This is a genomic window from candidate division WOR-3 bacterium (genome assembly GCA_039803545.1).
Classification (GTDB): Bacteria; Hydrothermota; Hydrothermia; order UBA1063; family UBA1063; genus UBA1063.
On the sequence record JBDRYS010000001.1, the window covers coordinates 170949 to 189615 of the forward strand.

General features: G+C 40.9%; 19 protein-coding genes. 12 read left to right on the forward strand and 7 right to left on the reverse strand.

Annotated features, from left to right (window positions below; translation table 11 throughout):
- Nucleotides 1–77: 77 nt before the first annotated feature.
- Entirely contained in the window at nucleotides 78–2519 is a 2442-nt protein-coding gene (locus ABIM45_00810; GenBank protein MEO0238455.1) for a hypothetical protein, read from the forward strand.
- A gap of 106 nt (nucleotides 2520–2625) precedes the next feature.
- Here the strand turns inward: ABIM45_00810 and ABIM45_00815 are convergent, their stop codons facing one another.
- Complete coding sequence (locus ABIM45_00815; GenBank protein MEO0238456.1) at nucleotides 2626–3090, reverse strand: putative immunity protein; 465 nt, start codon at nucleotides 3088–3090, stop codon at nucleotides 2626–2628.
- A 194-nt stretch (nucleotides 3091–3284) separates the two neighbouring features.
- On the opposite strand from ABIM45_00815, the gene ABIM45_00820 reads away from it, so the two are divergent.
- The 3 genes from ABIM45_00820 to ABIM45_00830 are packed head-to-tail and all read left to right on the forward strand — an operon-like array spanning nucleotide 3285 to nucleotide 5591.
- Nucleotides 3285–4178, forward strand: a complete 894-nt coding sequence (locus ABIM45_00820) for a bifunctional enoyl-CoA hydratase/phosphate acetyltransferase (protein ID MEO0238457.1) — start codon at nucleotides 3285–3287, stop codon at nucleotides 4176–4178.
- A complete protein-coding gene (locus tag ABIM45_00825) occupies nucleotides 4171–4845 on the forward strand; it encodes a biotin--[acetyl-CoA-carboxylase] ligase (protein MEO0238458.1) in 675 nt (224 codons plus the stop codon). The genes ABIM45_00820 and ABIM45_00825 overlap by 8 nt, the downstream gene beginning before the upstream one ends.
- A complete protein-coding gene (locus ABIM45_00830) occupies nucleotides 4833–5591 on the forward strand; it encodes a type III pantothenate kinase (protein ID MEO0238459.1) in 759 nt (252 codons plus the stop codon). The genes ABIM45_00825 and ABIM45_00830 overlap by 13 nt, the downstream gene beginning before the upstream one ends.
- Here ABIM45_00830 and hflX read toward each other — a convergent pair.
- The 6 genes from hflX to mgtE all read right to left on the reverse strand — a co-directional run bounded on the left by hflX (nucleotide 5552) and on the right by mgtE (nucleotide 13510).
- Nucleotides 5552–6679 carry a GTPase HflX gene (hflX, locus tag ABIM45_00835; protein ID MEO0238460.1) on the reverse strand — a complete coding sequence of 376 codons (1128 nt, stop codon included), beginning with the start codon at nucleotides 6677–6679 and terminating at the stop codon, nucleotides 5552–5554. The genes ABIM45_00830 and hflX overlap by 40 nt on opposite strands.
- Nucleotides 6663–8960, reverse strand: coding sequence for an endopeptidase La (gene lon / locus ABIM45_00840; protein MEO0238461.1), 2298 nt, complete (start codon nucleotides 8958–8960; stop codon nucleotides 6663–6665). Before lon ends, hflX begins: the two co-directional genes overlap by 17 nt.
- Nucleotides 8961–8965: 5 nt before the next feature.
- Nucleotides 8966–10219, reverse strand: coding sequence for an ATP-dependent Clp protease ATP-binding subunit ClpX (gene clpX / locus ABIM45_00845; GenBank protein MEO0238462.1), 1254 nt, complete (start codon nucleotides 10217–10219; stop codon nucleotides 8966–8968).
- Nucleotide 10220: 1 nt separating this feature from the next.
- Entirely contained in the window at nucleotides 10221–10844 is a 624-nt protein-coding gene (gene clpP / locus ABIM45_00850) for an ATP-dependent Clp endopeptidase proteolytic subunit ClpP (protein ID MEO0238463.1), read from the reverse strand.
- Entirely contained in the window at nucleotides 10841–12058 is a 1218-nt protein-coding gene (gene tig, locus ABIM45_00855; GenBank protein ID MEO0238464.1) for a trigger factor, read from the reverse strand. The genes clpP and tig overlap by 4 nt, the downstream gene beginning before the upstream one ends.
- 78 nt (nucleotides 12059–12136) lie before the next feature.
- Nucleotides 12137–13510: a magnesium transporter gene (gene mgtE, locus ABIM45_00860; protein MEO0238465.1), complete on the reverse strand. Its 1374-nt coding sequence runs from the start codon at nucleotides 13508–13510 to the stop codon at nucleotides 12137–12139.
- Nucleotides 13511–13627: 117 nt separating this feature from the next.
- Here mgtE and ABIM45_00865 point away from each other — a divergent pair, with 117 nt between their 5' ends.
- The 8 genes from ABIM45_00865 to nuoF are packed head-to-tail and all read left to right on the forward strand — an operon-like array spanning nucleotide 13628 to nucleotide 18662.
- Nucleotides 13628–14023 (forward strand): DRTGG domain-containing protein, encoded by a 396-nt coding sequence (locus ABIM45_00865; GenBank protein MEO0238466.1) that lies wholly within the window; start codon nucleotides 13628–13630, stop codon nucleotides 14021–14023.
- 42 nt (nucleotides 14024–14065) lie between these two features.
- Complete coding sequence (locus tag ABIM45_00870) at nucleotides 14066–14470, forward strand: ATP-binding protein (protein MEO0238467.1); 405 nt, start codon at nucleotides 14066–14068, stop codon at nucleotides 14468–14470.
- On the forward strand, nucleotides 14457–14810 hold the full coding sequence (locus tag ABIM45_00875; GenBank protein ID MEO0238468.1) for a serine kinase: 354 nt from the start codon (nucleotides 14457–14459) through the stop codon (nucleotides 14808–14810). Before ABIM45_00870 ends, ABIM45_00875 begins: the two co-directional genes overlap by 14 nt.
- A gap of 4 nt (nucleotides 14811–14814) precedes the next feature.
- Nucleotides 14815–15567 (forward strand): PHP domain-containing protein, encoded by a 753-nt coding sequence (locus tag ABIM45_00880; GenBank protein ID MEO0238469.1) that lies wholly within the window; start codon nucleotides 14815–14817, stop codon nucleotides 15565–15567.
- A 35-nt stretch (nucleotides 15568–15602) separates the two neighbouring features.
- Nucleotides 15603–16091 (forward strand): NADH-quinone oxidoreductase subunit NuoE, encoded by a 489-nt coding sequence (gene nuoE, locus ABIM45_00885; GenBank protein ID MEO0238470.1) that lies wholly within the window; start codon nucleotides 15603–15605, stop codon nucleotides 16089–16091.
- A complete protein-coding gene (locus tag ABIM45_00890; protein MEO0238471.1) occupies nucleotides 16081–16632 on the forward strand; it encodes an ATP-binding protein in 552 nt (183 codons plus the stop codon). Before nuoE ends, ABIM45_00890 begins: the two co-directional genes overlap by 11 nt.
- Complete coding sequence (locus tag ABIM45_00895) at nucleotides 16629–16994, forward strand: (2Fe-2S) ferredoxin domain-containing protein (GenBank protein MEO0238472.1); 366 nt, start codon at nucleotides 16629–16631, stop codon at nucleotides 16992–16994. Before ABIM45_00890 ends, ABIM45_00895 begins: the two co-directional genes overlap by 4 nt.
- Complete coding sequence (nuoF, locus tag ABIM45_00900) at nucleotides 16995–18662, forward strand: NADH-quinone oxidoreductase subunit NuoF (protein ID MEO0238473.1); 1668 nt, start codon at nucleotides 16995–16997, stop codon at nucleotides 18660–18662.
- Nucleotides 18663–18667 lie beyond the last annotated feature (5 nt).

Consider the following 18667-nt stretch of genomic DNA (forward strand, 5'->3'; position numbering starts at 1 on the left):
TGCAGGAAAAGTACTTGACAAATTTACTTTTTCCCAATATAATTTTATGGAAATCCCTTGTAGGGGAGGGGGTGGTTATGAGGTATTTTGTAATCACATTGGTAGTATTAGTTACCTGCCCCTCGCTTTTGATGGGGGCTTTCCTTGTTGACCCAACTGACCCGATTTATGGGCTGTATGTGCAACAATACAGTCCAGCAATTGCAGGTGGGCGTTATGGTTATTTTGCGGTATGGGACGACGGGAGGAATGAATCCAGAAGTGTCTATGGGACAAGAATTTCGCCTGATGGATATCCTTTAGATACTTGTGGAATCTTAATAACAACTGTTAGGGGCAGTATTTTCCCAGATATTGCTTACGGATATACCTCGTCGGGGATGGATAATTACCTGGTCGTATGGGTCGATAGCATTAATGTAGTGAGAGCGGTGAGAATTTCTGGAGGAAATATCATAGGAGATGTTATCACTATAAGCACTGCTGAGGCCTTGCAAGCATCTGTAGCTTGCGCTCCTTCAGACGGATATATGGTCGTTTGGGCAACAATGTCAGGAGACCTTCACGGTGCAAGGATAAGTTTCAATGGCAATGTGGTAGGTTATATGACAGTTTATGAAGGTCCTGGAACTCAAAGTATGCCCAAAATTTCGTTTGACGGTGACAAGTTCCTGGTCGTGTGGTTAGATAATAGGATTGGTGTTTGGAAACTATATGGTTCAAGGATTACCCCTTTGGGGAATATATTGGATCCTGGGGGCAGAGATCTCATAGGTAATACAATAAATATCGATTATTTTGATGTAGCTTTTGGAGGTGGTTACTGGTTTTTGGTCTGGCGATATAGCGACTCAACTTCTGTTTATGGTGCAAGGGTCGATACGAGCGGCACCTGTCGCGATATCCCGGCTTTACATGTAATTTCAGGGGGCTCTGAGAATTACAATTACCCTGCAGTTTCTTACAGTAATGGGCACTTTATTGTCGTCTCTACGCGTGATTTGCCTTCATATACATACAGTTTGCAGCTAGCAGTGGTGGACACGAGTGGTTCAATTATTTCCAGTAACTACGCTTATTTACTAAATTCGCCTAAACTTTATGACCTCGACCTTGCTTTTTCAGACACTATAGCTTTTGTTCTTTGGAGACATTACCAGCCTTCATTGAAAAAATATGGAATCTGTGGGAAAAGGGTTACGATGAGCGGCAATTTTCCTGATCCTTACTATGATTTAAGAGATGTTGGTATTGTGGCTAATTCTCAAGTCTTACCCGTTGCAGAGTTTGGTGGGGATAGTATTCTTGTTATCTGGAAGGACGATTTCTACGGGTTGAATGGCGAATTGATCGACAGCGCAGGTAATCCTGTTAATTGGGTGCCCGGTGGAGGACCACTCACGGAAAGATATGCTCTTACTTTTAATGGTAATAATTATTTCTTTGTTTGGTTTGATGTGAATTCAAATACCGTAAAGGGTTTAAGAATATCAAGAGAAGGAAATGTTGTGGGTTCGGATATTAACATATCGCCAATTCTCACAGGAGCCCCATTGGTTGCCGCTGCGTCGACGCAAGACTTTTACGGTGTTTCCTGGTCCGAGTACTATCCACCTCGAGCTATGCTGTGCATATTAGATTCCAATGGGAGCATTGTAGTGGCACCTATCGATGTAAGCCACACCGTAAACACTGATGTGTATATATACGATCTGAGTGTATCAGCAGACAATGTTAATGGCAGGTTTGCAGTAGCGTGGAGTGAGTATGACATGATGACACTTACAGACAGCTGTTTTCTTTCTATTGTTTCTGAATCAGGTAGCCTTATTATTTCAAGGATCCCTTTGGGTGAGAAAGAGTTTGTCTCATTGGTAAATAATGGAGAATCATACTTTGCAATTGCTTATAATTCATATCAGTATATCAAGGGAGTATGGGTTAACTACAATGGTGCCATTATAGATATTTGTGAAATTCCAGTTCGTCTCGAACGGGCTAAAATAAGCGCTTGCAACGGTGGCTACTTTATTGCAGGAACTTCCAGAACTGGTTGGGATTCAAGAGTTCTTGGATATCATTTGAATCTGGAAGGAGAACTTATTGACTCCTTAGATTTTGGCTCTGGTAAGGAGGCTTACGTTAGCTCAAATGGAAATAACGCTATCGTTACCTGGAGGTCCTTTACACCGTATCCCTATTCTTCCTTCCGAATCTGGGGGGAGATTATTCCCGTTGTTGCGATTTCTGAGAGCTACGATCATAAAGGCTCTTTGGCAATAAAACTTGAAAAATTAATTTTTGAGAACGAGGTTCGTGCACAAATCGAGGGCCTAAGGGATGGAGATTATTTTATTATTGAATTGTTTGATCCCTCGGGTAGAATCGTTCACAGATATACCTTTAATAAGACTATTTTCGCCTTTGGAAATGAATTGAGGAGAGGGATATATTTTGTGAGAGCAGTAGGAAGAGGATTGGGTGCCTCAACACTTCAAAAAGTTATCAAGGTGAGATAGCAGTTGAAATTTTACATTAGCACGAAGTGGGTTTACAACTGAAATTAAATTAAAATCATAAGGTATGAAATTTACTGCAAAATTTATAAAATCTCGAAGGTTTTTATCAAGATTTCTCCTCAGGGGTTTCTCTAAGGAGGATTTTGAGTCTATCCAGTTGCCATTTGATTTCTTCTTTGACTTTCTGGAAGTCCCCCCGGCTTTTAAAAAATACCGCCTTTGCAGCATACCATGCTGCGCCAAGGGCGTGTTCTTTTACATGTCCAACAGAGACTGCCTGTGCAACCGCCCTTACTGCGAAACGTGCAGGTAGATTCTCTGTTTCTCTCGCAATTCTGTGAGTTTCAAGAATTAATTTTCGAAATTCCTTGAATTTTATTTTACCGTTCAAGTAGTCCTTGAAATATTTTAACGCTAAGTGAGGGCGTCTATCATTGGGATAGAGTTCTTCATAGTAATGAAGCACCCTTTCTGCACACTCAGATGCCCATCGGGCAAGGATTTGCTTATCTGCTTTAGCTACCAATTCCCTCATTTCTTCGGGTATAGATATTTTACGATTTAATTTCATACTTTTATTAACCTGCCAGACTTTTCCGTTTAATTATAATATTTCTTCTAAAAATTCTCGAAGAAAAAGTTGTAGCTACATGGCCTATAATCAATTTTGCTGGCTGGGAATTGATGCTTTATTTGGAGCGGAATTGCGCTACTTCCTGATTTTACTTTTCTTTTCCATTAAAATATTTTAAAAGGAGATGTATTATGTTTAAAACCTTTGAGGATGTTATTGCACTTGCAAAGAGTAAAGGTAGAAAGAGGATAGCAGTGGTTGAGGGCGCTTCAGAGGAAATTGTTGAGGGGCTTAAACTGGCAAAAGACCTTGCCGTCCCCATTTTAATAGGTGATGATGAGAAGATAAGGAAATTTGCTGAAACTCACGGCATCTCAGGTTACGAAGCAATTCCTTCAACCTCACCCGTTGAATCCGCCTTTAAAGCCTGTGAACTTGTAAAAAAGGGTGAAGCGGACTTTATTATGAAAGGGAAAATTGACACACCTACCTTTCTGCGAGCTCTCTTAGATAAGGAAAAGGGGATTAGAACAGACAAAATATTTTCCCATATAACCCTTCTCGAAATTCCCAATTATCACAAACTGGTTTTCTTAACCGATGCAGGGATGAATATAAGGCCTGACCTGAAGATGAAGATAAGCATTCTTCAAAATGCAATAGATGTAATGAAGACCATGGGTTATAATGAGATAAAGGTAGCCTTTTTAGCATCCCTTGAAACCCTTCATGAGGATATGCCAGAAACTATTGAGTTTGCTGCCATTTCAAAACTTCAGGATAGGAGTTTCTTCAAAGGAGTTAAAGTGTATCTTGATGGTCCAATGGGGTTTGACATTGCTGTTTCAAAGAGGGCAGCGGAACTCAAGGGTGTAACTTCAGTCGTCAGTGGGGATGCTGATCTATGGATGGTCCCCGATGTGGCGTCAGGGAACATTTTAGCTAAAGCTTTAATATACATTGCTAAGGCAAAGGCCGGCGGACTCATTTATGGTGCAAAAGTTCCCGTGGTTTTACTCTCCCGGGCTGATGAGCCCGAATTGAAATATTATTCCATAGCCTTTGCTGTAGCAGCCTGTGGATAAATATTACATAAAAATTTGCGATTCGACTAATGATACGGCGAAGTTTTTTATTGATAGTGGTGTAAAGATTCCTTTTGTAGTTATATCCGAGGAGCAGACAAAAGGCAGGGGACAACAAGGTAGGAAGTGGATTTCTCAGAAAGGGGGGCTTTACTCCTCCTTTGTATTAGAAAAAATCGATTCGAAAAAGGCTTTAACTCTTGGAGCAGTGGCCTCTTACAGAACTCTCGTGAAATTTTTGCCAGTGAAGGTGAGATTTCCTAATGACTTACTGGTGGGGAGGAAAAAAATCGCCGGCGTACTTGTGGAACAAACGAGTGGGGCAACCATAATCGGAATAGGTATTAATGTAAATCAACAGGAGTTTCCTGAGGCGATTAAAGAAGTTGCTACAAGTTTATTTCTTGAGACGGGTCTTCTATATTCTTTACAAGAAATTGCAGATATACTAATTAATGAAATTGAAGGACTTCAGAATTTGGATTATGAGAGGATATTTCAGGAATACTATAAACTTGTGTCATTAAGAGGAAGATGTTTTTTGCATTTCAAAGGTGGCCGAGAGGTAGTATGTGAGATTAAGGACTTTGACAAGGACTTAAATTTATTTACAACGGCGGGTAATTTTAATTTTGGTGAGGTTGTGTGGATAGAATGGGTGCAGTAATCTGCGTAGACGTTGGGAACATCAACATTCACACGGGGTTATTCCTTAATGGAAGACTCGCTGAAGCTTTTGATGATTTACCCCGCCCTGAAGATCTGAGTAATGCCGAAGCTATCGTTTATAGTTCCGTTTCTACGAAAAATTTTAAAAAGTTGAGCCAGAGGCTTAAAGAAGTTCAATACAAGGGAAGGATTTTGCATTTATCTTCCTCCACGCAAAATCTTCTAAAGATACACTACAAAAATCCCTCTCAACTGGGTGACGATAGACTGGCTTTGGCTTATTATATCTGGAGAAGGTATGGAGAGGGTCTTGGAATTGATGCAGGAACTTTTATAAATATAGAGTGGGTAAAGGATAATACCCACTTTCCTATTTCAATATTTCCCGGTTTGAAACTAATTATCTCTAATTACAAAAAGGGCACGAGATTGAAAGATTACCCTTCTTTGATCATGTACGAGCTTAAAAAGATGAGGCAATTTCGAAGTAAGGGGAGGGCAGAGGATGCTCTACGAGTTCTTCCTGAATCTTCGATAGATTGTATAGTTAAAGGAATTGTCGATGCTTTAAAGGGTCTTGTAGATAGCGCTCTTAGGGTAACAGGTGAGGAAAGGGTGATTTTCACCGGCGGAGATGGGGAAATTTTAAGTGACCTTTTAAATATCGGAAAGTATGAGAGGCATGCGGTTTTATGTGGACTTTACTATTTTTTTGAAGTTTCTGAGAGTTCTTCTAAATTTTGAAACTTTCTAATTATTTCCTTTTTTAGCTCGTCGATGCCGATTTTTAATTTTGCTGAAATAAAAAGGGCGTCAGGATAATTTGAACGCAACCTTTCTATGACCTTCTTCTCGATAATTAGATCTATTTTGTTGAAAACTTTAATAGTGGGTTTGTCTCCGCATCCAATATCAGCAAGAACGGATTCAACAGTTTGTATCTTCTTTTCTACCGGCTCGTTAGTAATATCAATTACATGGACCAGGAGGTCGGCTTCCCTTGCCACTCCTAAGGTAGCCTTGAAAGATGCTATAAGATGATGCGGAATGTCTTCAATAAATCCAACGGTGTCTGAAACAACGACGGGTTTGGGCAAGACATCCTGGTACATAATCCTTGTGGTCGCATCAAGGGTTGAGAAAGGTTTGTCTTCAACAGGAAGGTTAGACTTTGTCAGTAGGTTCATAATAGAAGATTTTCCGGAATTAGTATATCCTACCAGGGTCACTTTAAAAATCTCTTTTCTTCTGCGATAGTGAAGTTCCCTTGTTTTTTCAATTTCTGCGAGTTCTTTTTGTAAGTGGTTTATTCTATCTTTGATCTTTCTCCTATCGACTTCGAGTTTTTTTTCACCAGGTCCTCTTGTTCCGATACCTCCTCCAAGCCTTGAAAGGTCAATGCCTTTTCCCGTTAGTCTCGGCAATCGGTAAAGCAATTGAGCCAGCTCCACCTGTATCTTTGCTTCCAATGTCTCAGCATGTTGGGCGAAGATATCTAAAATTAATTCAGTCCGATCGATTATCTTGCATTTGATTATTTGCTCTAAATTTCTTACTTGGGAAGGTGATAAGTCTTGGTCGAAAATTACCACATCAATCCCAAATTGCTCACAGATGTTCTGAATTTCATAAGCCTTGCCTTTTCCTATGAGATAGGCAGGGTCAAAAGAGGGTCTTATCTGTAAAATTTTTTCAAAAACCGTTGCTCCTGCTGCTTCTGCGAGTTTTTGAAGTTCTTCGAGCCGGTCTAATTCGCGCCACCGTTCTTGCGAAGAAGTACAAACGCCGACGAGAAGGGCTTTTTCTGGCTTTTTTTCAGAAGTTGAATACATCCTTAATGAGTTCGCTAACGTGGGAAATGTATTTGAGCTCAAGCTTCTCGGTGATCTCTTTTTTCATTTCCTCTATATCTCTCTTATTTTCTAAAGGCAAATAGACCGTCGTAATACCGTATCTTTTAGCGGCTAATAGCTTTTCTTCTAAACCACCCACGGCAAGAACTTGTCCCGTGATTGTTATCTCACCGGTCATTGCTATATTACTGGGGACTTTTTTCCCAGTTAAACTGGAAACCATGGCTGTCAATATTGTAACACCAGCGGAAGGGCCATCCTTGGGTATTGCTCCTTCAGGAACATGCAAATGGAGGTCTAACTTATTGTAAAAGTCTCTCTCGAGGCCAAATTCTTGATAGTTTGCTCTAATGTAAGTCAAGGCGGCTTTTGCGGATTCTTTCATAACATCACCCAGTTGACCTGTTAATTCGAGCTTCCCGCTACCTTCCATTTTGGCGACTTCGATTCTCAGAATGTCTCCGCCATACTCTGTCCATGCGAGTCCGTAAGCAACACCTTCTGGAAGGGTTTCGTTCAATTCCCTCATTCTGTATCTTGGTGGTCCTAAAAACTTCTCTAAATTTTTTGTGGTTACCGTAGTTTTCCTGCCTTTGTCGGCATAATTTTTTGCTGCCTTTCTTGTTATTTTTGCAATTTGCCTTTCTAACTCTCTAAGGCCCGCTTCTCGTGAATATTCATTTATGATTCGGTATATCGCGGGACGGGTGATTTTTAAGGCATCTTCAGGGAGTCCTGCGGCCTTCAACTGCTTGGGAATTAAGAACTTTTTTGCTATGTGGTATTTCTCGTTCTCTAAATATCCTCTTATGGGAATAACCTCCATTCTATCTAAGAGAGGTTTTGGAATTGTATAGGTCGTGTTTGCTGTGGTTATAAAGAGGACCCTGGAAAGATCGAATTCAACTTCTAAGTAGTGGTCTTGGAATGACTTATTCACCTCTGGATCCAGAACCTCCATAAGGGCTGCCTGTGGATCTCCACGCCAATCTTGTCCGACTTTATCAATTTCATCTAAAAGGAATACGGGATTAGAGCTGCCTGCCCTTCTTATTTGCTGAATGATTTTACCGGGCATTGCTCCTACGTAAGTCCTTCTATGCCCTTTTATTTCCGCTTCATCCCTTAACCCGCCAAGAGAGATTCTAACAAATTTCCTGTTGAGAGCCCTTGCGATCGACTTTGCGAGAGAAGTTTTACCCACTCCTGGAGGTCCTACAAAGCAAATGACCTGTCCCCTAATTTCTCCCTTTAACTTCAAAACTGCAAGGTATTCTAAAATCCTTTCTTTCTGTTCTTCGAGACCGTAATGGTCCTCATCGAGGATTCTTCGCGCATTGGCAATATCCAGATTGTCTTCGGTGTAAATTCCCCAGGGAAGGTTGATGAGCCAGTCAAGATAGTTTCTTATTACCGCTGCATCAGGCGAGTTAGATGGCATTCTTCTTAATTTTGCTACTTCACTTAAGGCCTTTTTCTTAACTTCTTCGGGCATCAAGGATTGTTGGATTGTCTTTTCGAGGTTTTCGTATTCGTCCTCTTCCGTTACGCCAAGCTCCTTTTGAATTTCCTTCATTTCTTGCTGGAGGAAGAACTGCTTCTGATACTTTTTGATTTCCTCCGAAACCCTTGTCTCAATGTTAATTTTGAGATTAATGAATTCAATTTCTCGTATCAGAATTTCAACGAGACGTTTGAGTAGCTCTTCAAGATCGTTGATTCTAAATAGTTCGATCTGTTCACTAAATTTAAGCCTCAGTGCGGTTAGCACTTTATATGCTATACTCCAGGGGTCCTGGGATTCATCGAAAACGTTAAAGGCAGTTTCAGGGACAGTTTTCACATATTCGATATATTTTGCGAAATAATCCCTTAAAAGTCGAGTGTATTTTTCAACTTCTGGTGTTTCTGGAATAACCGGTTCAATCTCATCATAATAGGCGTAAAAGGTCTCATCCTGGTATATTAAATCATTGATTTTAACTTTTTTAAGACCTTCTACAACAGCTCTTATTGTTCCATCGGGAGGTGCCAGGTGTTGCAGGAAAAGCCCTATGGTTCCATATTCAAGAATATCCGAAAGCCCTGAGGGTATTTCCAGTTCAGGATTTAGTTGAGCAACAAAGATAGCCTGTTTGTTAAGTGTGAGTGCTTCTCTTGCTGCCTTGAGAGAAAAAGGCCTGCCAATAATTACCGGTGTAACAACTGTGGGATAAACTATAAGCTCTCTCGTTATAACAACAGGTAATCTCTTTTCCATGATTATTAAATACTCTCTTTTCTCTTTTTAAATTCTGAGAAGATGATCACTGGTTCCTTGCCGGAAGTGATTACTTCCTTATCAACAATTACCTCTTCAATAGGTTTCTTTTGTCTCAAAGTTGGGAGCTTGAACATTGTATCAAGGAGCGCTTTCTCGATGATGTTTCTTAAACCTCTTGCACCAGTCTTCGTTTGTATTGCTATGTCCGCAATAGCTTCTAAGGCATCCTCCGTGAAGGTCAGTTTGACATTTTCCATTTCAAAGAATCTCTGGTATTGCTTGATAACGGCATCCCTGGGTTCTGTGAGGATTCTTATAAGTTCTTCTTTCCCAAGGGAATGAAGCGGAACAATCACCGGTATTCTTCCAACAAATTCTGGCAGGAAACCATATTTTATGACGTCTTCCGGTTCAACCCGTGAAATTATGTCATTGTAAGTCAGTTTGCTTACATCTCTTTGGTTTGATTTGAAGCCCATTTCTGTGGAACCGAGTCTCGCTCTTATAATATCTTCAATTCCGACAAAGGCACCGCCAAGGATGAAAAGAATGTTTGTCGTATCAATCTGGTATGTGGGCTGTTCGGACATCTTTTTATTGGATTTCATGGGAACGTTGACTACGTGTCCCTCTAAGAGTTTTAGTAACTCTTCCTGAACGCCTTCACCTGATATGTCTCTTCCGTGGGTGGGCTTGTAGGCAATTTTATCGATTTCGTCTAAATAAACAATGCCATAGGAAGCCTTCTCGGGATCACCACCTGCATTCTGGATGAGTCTGAAGAGAATCATCTCCACATCTTCTCCAACGTATCCTGATTCCGTTAAGGAAGTTACATCAAAGATGGCAAAAGGCACATCCAGCAATTTGGCAAGGGTTTTTGCAAGAAGTGTTTTACCTGACCCGGTAGGGCCTATGAGGAGCACGTTTGTTTTTTGTAACTCAATGTCTTTCTTAGGATTTAAAATCCTTTTATAATGGTTGTAAACTGCTACCGAAAGTACTTTCTTAGCTAAATCCTGTCCGATGACGTAGTCATCGAGGTAGGCTTTAATCTCCTCTGGCGTTGGTAATGTAAAAGTTTTAAATTCTCTTTTTGTCTTTTCTTCGTCCCTGATAATGTCATAAGCAATTTTTATGCAATCCTCACAGATATAAGCGTCGATACCTGCAATCATCCTTAGATTATCTGACTTTGGTCTTCCGCAGAAGGAGCAGTGAATGTGTTTGTCTTTTGTTGTCTTTTTTCGAGGCATTTTACTTCTTTTCCTCCTTACGGCTAAAAATGACTTCATCTATAATGCCGTATTCTTTTGCCTCCTGAGCCGACATAAAGAACTCCCTATCGGTGTCTTTTTCAATTTTTTCAATGGGTTGTCCTGTATGTTTTGCCAGGATGTTGTTTAAAATATCCCTCATTCTCATTATTTCTTCAGCATGAATTTTTATGTCAATTGCCTGACCCTCAACGCCGCCCCAGGGTTGATGGATCATAATTCTTGAGTGGGGAAGGGCGTATCTCTTCCCTTTCTTGCCCGCAGCGAGGAGGACGGCACCCATCGATGCAGCCATTCCAACGCAAATAGTGGCTACGTCTGGTTTTATATATTGCATTGTGTCATAGATCGCAAGCCCTGCAGTAACTTCGCCTCCTGGGGAATTTATATACAAGTTTATATCTCTTTCGGGATTCTCTGCTTCAAGAAAGAGCATTTGTGCAACAACGAGGTTTGCAACGTGGCCATTTATAGGTGAACCGAGGAAAATTATTCGGTCCTTTAAAAGTCTCGAATAAATGTCATAAACTCTCTCACCTCTCCCTGTAACCTCAATAACGTAGGGAACATACTGATCAATTATTTTCTTGATGTCTATGCTCATTCTATAATTACCTCCACTTTAACTGCATTTTTCAAATTTTCCAATGCTTTGTTTCTTAAAATTTCATCGATTACGTCTTCCATTAGCCCCCGCTTTTCCAATTCTTTCCTGTACGCTTGAGGATCCATGCGGTAAATCTTTGCTTTTTCTTCAATAGCTTTTGCAATCTCTTCTTCTGTTGCTTCGAGGCCTTCCTGTTCGATGTAGTTCTTTAAAATTATCTCCTTCTTGACGAGGTCTTCTGCAATTCGTCTAAAGGAGTTCCTTACCTCTTCATTTTTAGGATCGTATCTAAAACTTTGTGCGATTCTGGTAATCTTTTCTTCTACCAGCGAGCGGGGGAGCTCAAACTGAACCCGATTATAGATCTCTTCTATTATCTGCCATTCCAGCTCATCTTCCGATGCTTTTTCGTTTTGCTTGATAAGGTAGTTTCTGATTTCCTCTTTCATTTTTTCAAGGTTTTCGTATCCTAAATTTTTGGCAAATTCGTCGTTCAATTCAGGCAATTGAAGTTCTGCCACTTCTTTTATTACATAAACGAGTTTTACCGGCCTATTTTTTTCTTCGTCAACAAAATCGATTTCCACGGTGTCGCCCTTCTTTTTGTTCAGGAATCTTTCGAGAATTTCAGGGTTTATGGTTTCTTTAGAAATTTGCAGCGTCAGATTGGGTCTTGTCTTTGTGGCCTTTCCGTTCTCGAGCTCTTTGTAGTCTACAATAAGGTAGTCACCTTCTTTACTTTCTCTATCAACGGGAACCAGCTTACCGAGTTTTCTCTGATATTTTTCGATTTCATCTTCCACGTCTATTTCGGAAACTCTTTTTATTTTTTTCTGAACCTTTATTGAGCCAAGATTTGGAAAGAGGAAAGTAGGTACTGCCTCGTATTCAACGGTCACCGTAATACCGTTTTCCTCGTCTTTGCGGTCTTTAATGTAGATTTCAGAAACGACTTCTTCTTTCCTTGCCTTGATTTCGTTGTAGATTTTGCTTTTTATAGCCTCGTCTTGAGCATCCAGGAGGATTTCCTTTTCATAAACTCTTTTTACCAGCTCTAAAGGGGCTTTTCCTGGGCGGAATCCTTGAATTTTTGCTTTTTTCTGATAAATCTGGGAGATTTTGTCGAGATTGGCCCTAATTTCTTCTTCGGTAACTGTAATAGTTAATTCCCTTAAGGCTTTGGGGTTCACATTTCCAATTAATTTTGCCATTCATACCTCCAATTCGTGTTCTTTGTTTGTGTTTATTATAATTCGAAAACTTCGGAAAGTAAAGGAATATCTTGATTTTTAATGAAGCATTACCGTCGCTATAGCTAAGTAAACAGCAGTACCAAGGATATCGGCTAAGGTTGTAATTAGGGGAGTGCTCGCCGATGCCGGGTCTTGTTTCAGTTTTAAGAATATAAAGGGCAGTGCAAGGCCTATTAGGGAGCCAAGTACTACATTTAAAAACATTGCTATGATTACAACTTTTGCAATTTCTGCCCCGCCTCTAATGAATCCCATAAAGGAGATTCCTATGGCCATAGTGAGGCCTAAGAGTCCCGAAATTAAGAATTCTCTACCCAAAAGAAAGAGCCAGTCTTTTGGTTTTACCGTTCCTAAGGCGAGGGCTCTTATTAATAATGTTGCTGCCTGAGAACCTGCGTTCCCTGCTGTGTCGAGAAGAACGGGTAGGAAGGAAGCTAATATGGCATATCTTGCTATAAATTCTTGAAAGGTTGCAAGAATTCCACCGGTTACAAAATCCATAAGCAAAAGTGCAACGAGCCATTTAACCCTGCTTCGGTATATTTCAGAGATTGGTACTTCTTTTAGATGAGTGAGAAATTCTGCGCCTACTACCTCGGGGCTAACACCTGATATTTTTGCGAGGTCTTCCGTTTGCTCCTCGTCAAGGACGTCAATCATATCGTCGATCGTTACAATTCCGAGGAGTATATTTTCCTTATCAACTACTGGCAAGACATTAAGGTTATATTTTTTCATTATTTTGACGGCCTCTTCCTGGTCGGTGTAGGCTTCCACGTAAACCACTTGCCCGTCCATTATTCCTTCAATTTTTTCCGTTGGCTCGGCAAGTATTATATCTCTAAGAGCAATCTCATCTATTAAATGCCCCTTCTGGTCCACAACATAGATAACATCTATGGTTTCCGCTTCTCTTCCATATTTTCGTATGTGTTCTATCGCTTCTTGACATGTCCAGTGGGATCTCACAGCAACGTAGTATGGCGTCATCAATCTTCCGACGGTGTTCTCTGGATAGCCAAGGAGCTTCAGTGTAACTTTTCTTTCTTCTGGTGAAAGGAGTTGCAGAAGTTTCTGAACTATCTGCCCTGGTAATTCTTCGAAAAGTCCAGCTCTATCGTCCGGTTCGAGTTCTTCTATAATTGATCTTACTTCTTCATCAGCGAGCTTATGGATTAATTTTTCTTGAATTTCATAATCCAATTCACTGAAAACTTCCACCTGTACATCCTTAGGGAGCAACCTAAAGACAATGATTTTGTACTCATCCCGTAAGGATTGGATAAGATATGCAAGGTCTTGGGGAGGCCATTCAGAGAGTGCAATTTTTAATTCATGCCAGTTTTTTTGCTCGATAAATTCCTCTACATCCGGCAGAATAAATTCTATGAATTCGTTCCTTTCGAGCATCCTCCATCGTCCCTTAGCGTACGCAAATTATACTTTATTAAGGTCAAAAATTCAAATCCTACTAATTTTATATGGCTTGAACGCATTTTCACAAAGTTTTATAATTTATACGATTCTATGAAGATACGTGAAATTATCGAAAAGATAGATGGTAAGATCGTTTCAGGGGAAGATAAACTGGACGTTGAGGTTGAAAGGGGTTTCGCCGCAGATCTCCTTTCAGACGTCCTTGCATTGACCGAAGAGAAAGCTTGTCTCATAACAGGAATAACAGGACCACAGGTCATAAGAGTTGCTGAGGTTTTAGATATACCACTCATCATAATTGCGAGGGGAAAACAACCCTCAAAAGCTCTTGTAGAGGCCGCGAAACTTTCTGGTATACCTGTTGTTTTAACAAATAAAACGGTTTTTGAGACGTGCGGGATTCTCTACACTAATGGAGTTAAGCCTTGCAAGATTAAAATAATTCAGAGCGACGAAGAAACAAACACCTGTTTAAATGCTGATTAAATGGATAGCGAAAAAATTAGGCTGGTTTATAGAATTAAGCCTATGGATCTTGCAAATGCAGGCGTTGCATCTTCTCATGTGAAGGTCGAACTTCAAAGATATGGTATTGAAGAGGATGTTGTAAAACGGGTAGGTATAATTTGTTTTGAAGCAGAAATGAATATGATCCTCTATTCCGTTGGTGGGAAGCTTAAGGTTGAGGCCAATAGCGATGCTGTTGAAATCTTCGCGGAGGATAATGGACCTGGGATTGAGGACCTCGAAAAGGCGATGCAACCGGGATATTCCACTGCACCGCCATGGGCGCAGGATTACGGCTTTGGAGCGGGTATGGGGTTTCCAAATATGAAGCAAAATTCTGATGTCTTTGAGGTGGAATCAACCCCGGGGGTGGGGACAAAAATCCACGCAATAGTTTACAGGAGAAAAAGGGATGAAACTAAGTGAAGTTGTTAAGGCGTTGGAGTTGAAGGTATTTAACCCTGAAGTTGAGGGTTGGGAAATGATTGAGGTGACCTGGGGATATACTTCTGATCTTCTTTCTGACGTAATCGCCGGCCTTTCTAAGGATGAGCTCTGGATTACAATTCAAAGGCATCTCAATGTAATTGCTGTAGCAAGGTTGAAAGATGCCGCCGGAATTGTTATCACAAAGGGATTAGTCCCTGATGATGCAACTATAAAGAAGGCGACGGAAGAGGGAGTAGTTCTGCTCGGCACAGAACTCAATAGTTTCGATTTTTGTGGAAAACTTTACAATCTGCTTAGATACGGTGAAATTAAGTAGATTTATGGCTGATTTTCACATTCATTCTACCCTCTCGCCTTGCGGGAGCTTAGAGATGTCACCGAAAAAAATCGTTGAAACTGCAATTCAAAAAGGGATAAATTTTATCGCTGTTACAGACCACAATGCCTACGAGAATTCAATACAGATTTCAAAGTTTGTTGAAAGGAGCTTAATCCATGCCCTCTATGGCATGGAGATACAAACCTCGGAAGAGGTACATTTGCTCGCTCTTTTTGATTCTGTAGAAAAAATTAGAGAATTCGGGGATATTATTTACGAACATTTACCTAACGTACCCAACAACCCGGATTACTTTGGTGATCAGGTTGTCGTTGACGAAAACGAAGAGATAATCAAATTTGAAGAGAAACTCCTTATAAACTCGATCGATTTGAATTTGGACGAGGTTTTAAACCTTGTTGAGTTTTACGAAGGCATTTCTATTCTTTCCCATGTCAATGCTGCCCATTTTAGCATTATATCCCAGTTGGGATTTATTCCAGAGGACCTAAAGGTTGAGGCCGTTGAGGTTTTGTATAATACTGAGGCTTCCAAAATAAAGGATGAGGAAATCCCTGGGGTTTCTTTGTACCCAGTGGTGACCTTTTCCGATGCCCACTATTTGGAGGAAATAGGGAGAGGTTATGTAGTTTTTAATATAGAAGAGCCTACCGTAGGAGAAATAAAAAAGGCGTTAAAAGGGTTAGAAGGGAGAAGTTACGAAGTTTATGGCGAAAAAGGGAGGATTTTATGAAGCTTCACATACCTGAGGATAATCCGCAATATCAGATGTTAAAAAGGGATATCGCGAGGTATAAAAGAAAACCTGGCCCACTAATTCAGGTTTTGCACAGGGCTCAGGAAATCTTTGGTTATCTTCCACCGGAGGTTCAATATTTTGTTGCAAAGGAGCTTAATGTTCCCCTTTCTCAAGTTTACGGTGTTGTTACATTTTATAACTTCTTCCGCACCGAGCCAGTCGCTAAGCATGTGATTAACGTATGTATGGGGACGGCCTGCCATGTAAAGGGTGCCGAATCGATCCTTAAGGCAATATCCGAGGAACTCGGTATAAAAGTAGGTGAAACCACAAAAGATAAATTTTTCACCCTCTCCACTGCCAGATGTTTTGGTGCTTGCGGTCTTGCACCGGTTATAATGATTAATGAGGATGTTTTTGGTAAACTTACTCCCGAAAAGGTAAAGGAGGTTTTGAGGGAGTACAGAAAGCAAAAAGAGACTGAAGAAAAAGAGGGGCAAAGGGAAGTTGCTGGCTGAACTTTCTATGCACATAATGGATATTGTCCAGAACTCTATTAGCGCTGGTGCGAGTTTTGTACGGGTAAAAATAGAACAAAAGGAAGCTACTAACACCCTTACCATAGAAGTGGAGGATAATGGTAAAGGTATGACTGAAGAGGAGATTAAGAAGGTCCAAGACCCTTTTTATACGACCAAATCCTATAAAAAAGTGGGTCTTGGAATCCCGCTTTTCAAGCAAACTGCTGAACACTGTGATGGAAGTTTTGAAATTCTAAGTACACCGGGAAAGGGTACCTTGATTCGGGCGACTTTTAAAAGTTCTCACATCGACCTTCCTCCAATGGGTAACCTGAAGGATACGATTTTGACCCTTATTGTCGGAAAGCCAGAGGTGGATTTTTTGTTTGAGATATACAAAGACGGGGTATCCTTTATCCTGGATACCCGGGAAGTCAAGAAAGAGCTTCAGGATGTGCCTATTAACCATCCTGAAGTCATAAAATTTTTAGAAGAGTATATCGATACAAACTTGAAGGCAATGGAGGTAGTATCATGAAGCTTGAAGACCTTAGAAAAATCAGGAAAAAAGCGGAAAAAGAGCTTAAATTAAGGGAAGGCAAAGCAAGGGTAAAGATTGTTGTGGGTATGGGAACCAGCGGAATAGCCGCAGGAGCCAGAGAAGTCTTGAAGGCTTTCATTGATGAAATTGAAAAGAGGAACTTGCAGGATGTAATTGTTACTCAAAGTGGTGAAAAGGGACTTTCATCTCATGAACCAATAGCGGAGGTATGGGAAGAGGGTAAACCCGTTGTTGTCTATGGAAATCTGACTCCTGATATAGCGAGAAGAATTGTTGCGGAACACATTGTAAATGGGAACCCTGTAACGGAATATGTGATAGAAGTCAAGGAGGCATAAATGCCAAAGAGGCTTGATATACTTGTGTGTTCAGGAGCTGCCTGCATTTCCAATGACAGTACCACCATTAAAAATAAATTGCAGGCAGTTTTAAAGGAACACAATTTGGAGGATGAAGTTGCGATAGTAGAGACTGGATGTATGGGGCCTTGTGAACTTGGCCCTGTAATGCTTGTTTATCCTGATGGTGTTTTCTACATAAGGTTGAAAGAGGGCGACGTTGAGGAAATAGTCAAGGAGCACGTAATAAAGGGAAGACCTGTAAAGCGTCTACAGTGGACTGCACCTGAGGCCAGAAAGATTGTTGAAGAGAAGAAACAAATCCCCTTCTTTGAGAAACAACTAAAGATAGTACTTTCCAACTGTGGAAAAATTGATCCTGAAAACATTGAGGAGTATATCGCAGTCGGCGGTTACGAGGCGCTGGCAAAGGTACTTACAGAGATGACACCGGAACAGGTTATTGATGAGATGATTAAATCCGGACTTCGTGGGCGAGGGGGTGCTGGTTTCCCCACAGGTTTGAAGTGGAAGGCGACTCGGGAGGCCCCCGGTGATGAGAAGTTTGTTGTTTGTAATGGAGATGAAGGAGACCCCGGTGCCTTCATGGACAGAGCAATCCTCGAAGGTGATCCTCACTCTGTAATCGAAGGTATGGCAATTGCAGCCTATGCTATAGGGGCAAAACAGGGTTATGTTTACGTAAGAGCTGAGTATCCTTTAGCTATAAAGAGGTTGGAAAAAGCCATTCAGCAGGCGAGGAAATACGGACTTCTTGGAAACAACATCTTTGAGACTTCCTTTAGCTTTGATATAGAAATAAGGATCGGCGCTGGGGCCTTTGTGTGCGGAGAGGAAACTGCACTCCTTGCCTCTATAGAAGGTAAGAGAGGCCAGCCGAGGCCGAAGCCACCCTTCCCTGCTCAGAAGGGTTTGTGGGGTAAGCCAACATTAATTAATAATGTTGAAACCTTTGCCAATGTGAGGCACATCATTCTCAACGGTTCCAGCTGGTTTGCCAGCATAGGAACCGAAAATAGCAAAGGTACGAAGGTATTTGCCCTTTCTGGAAAGGTAAATAACACAGGGCTCGTTGAGGTACCAATGGGGGTAACCATAAGAGAGCTGGTTTTTGACATCGGCGGTGGTATTCCCAATGGTAAAAAATTTAAAGCAGTTCAAATAGGTGGACCCTCAGGAGGTTGTGTACCCGCGGAGTATCTCGATACTCCTATTGATTATGAATCTCTTAAAAAACTTGGGACGATAATGGGTTCTGGCGGTGTAATTGTTCTTGATGAAGACACCTGTATGGTTAATCTTGCCAAATTTTTCCTTGACTTCACTGTTGATGAGTCCTGTGGCCAGTGTGTTCCATGTAGAATCGGATTGAAACATCTTTATGATATTCTTGACAGGATCACGAAAGGCAAAGGCAAGATGGAAGATCTTGAAACCCTTGAGAAACTCGGAGAAGAAATAAAGAGAACTTCCCTTTGTGGGCTTGGTCAATCGGCACCTAATCCTGTTCTCTCTACTTTGCGTTACTTCAGGGATGAGTACATCGAACATATAAGGGATAAGAAGTGCAGAGCTGGAGTTTGCCAGTTTGAAGAAGCAAAAGAGGAAGAGGTTTCATTGGAAGAAAAGTTAAAAGGTATCATTTAGTTTGG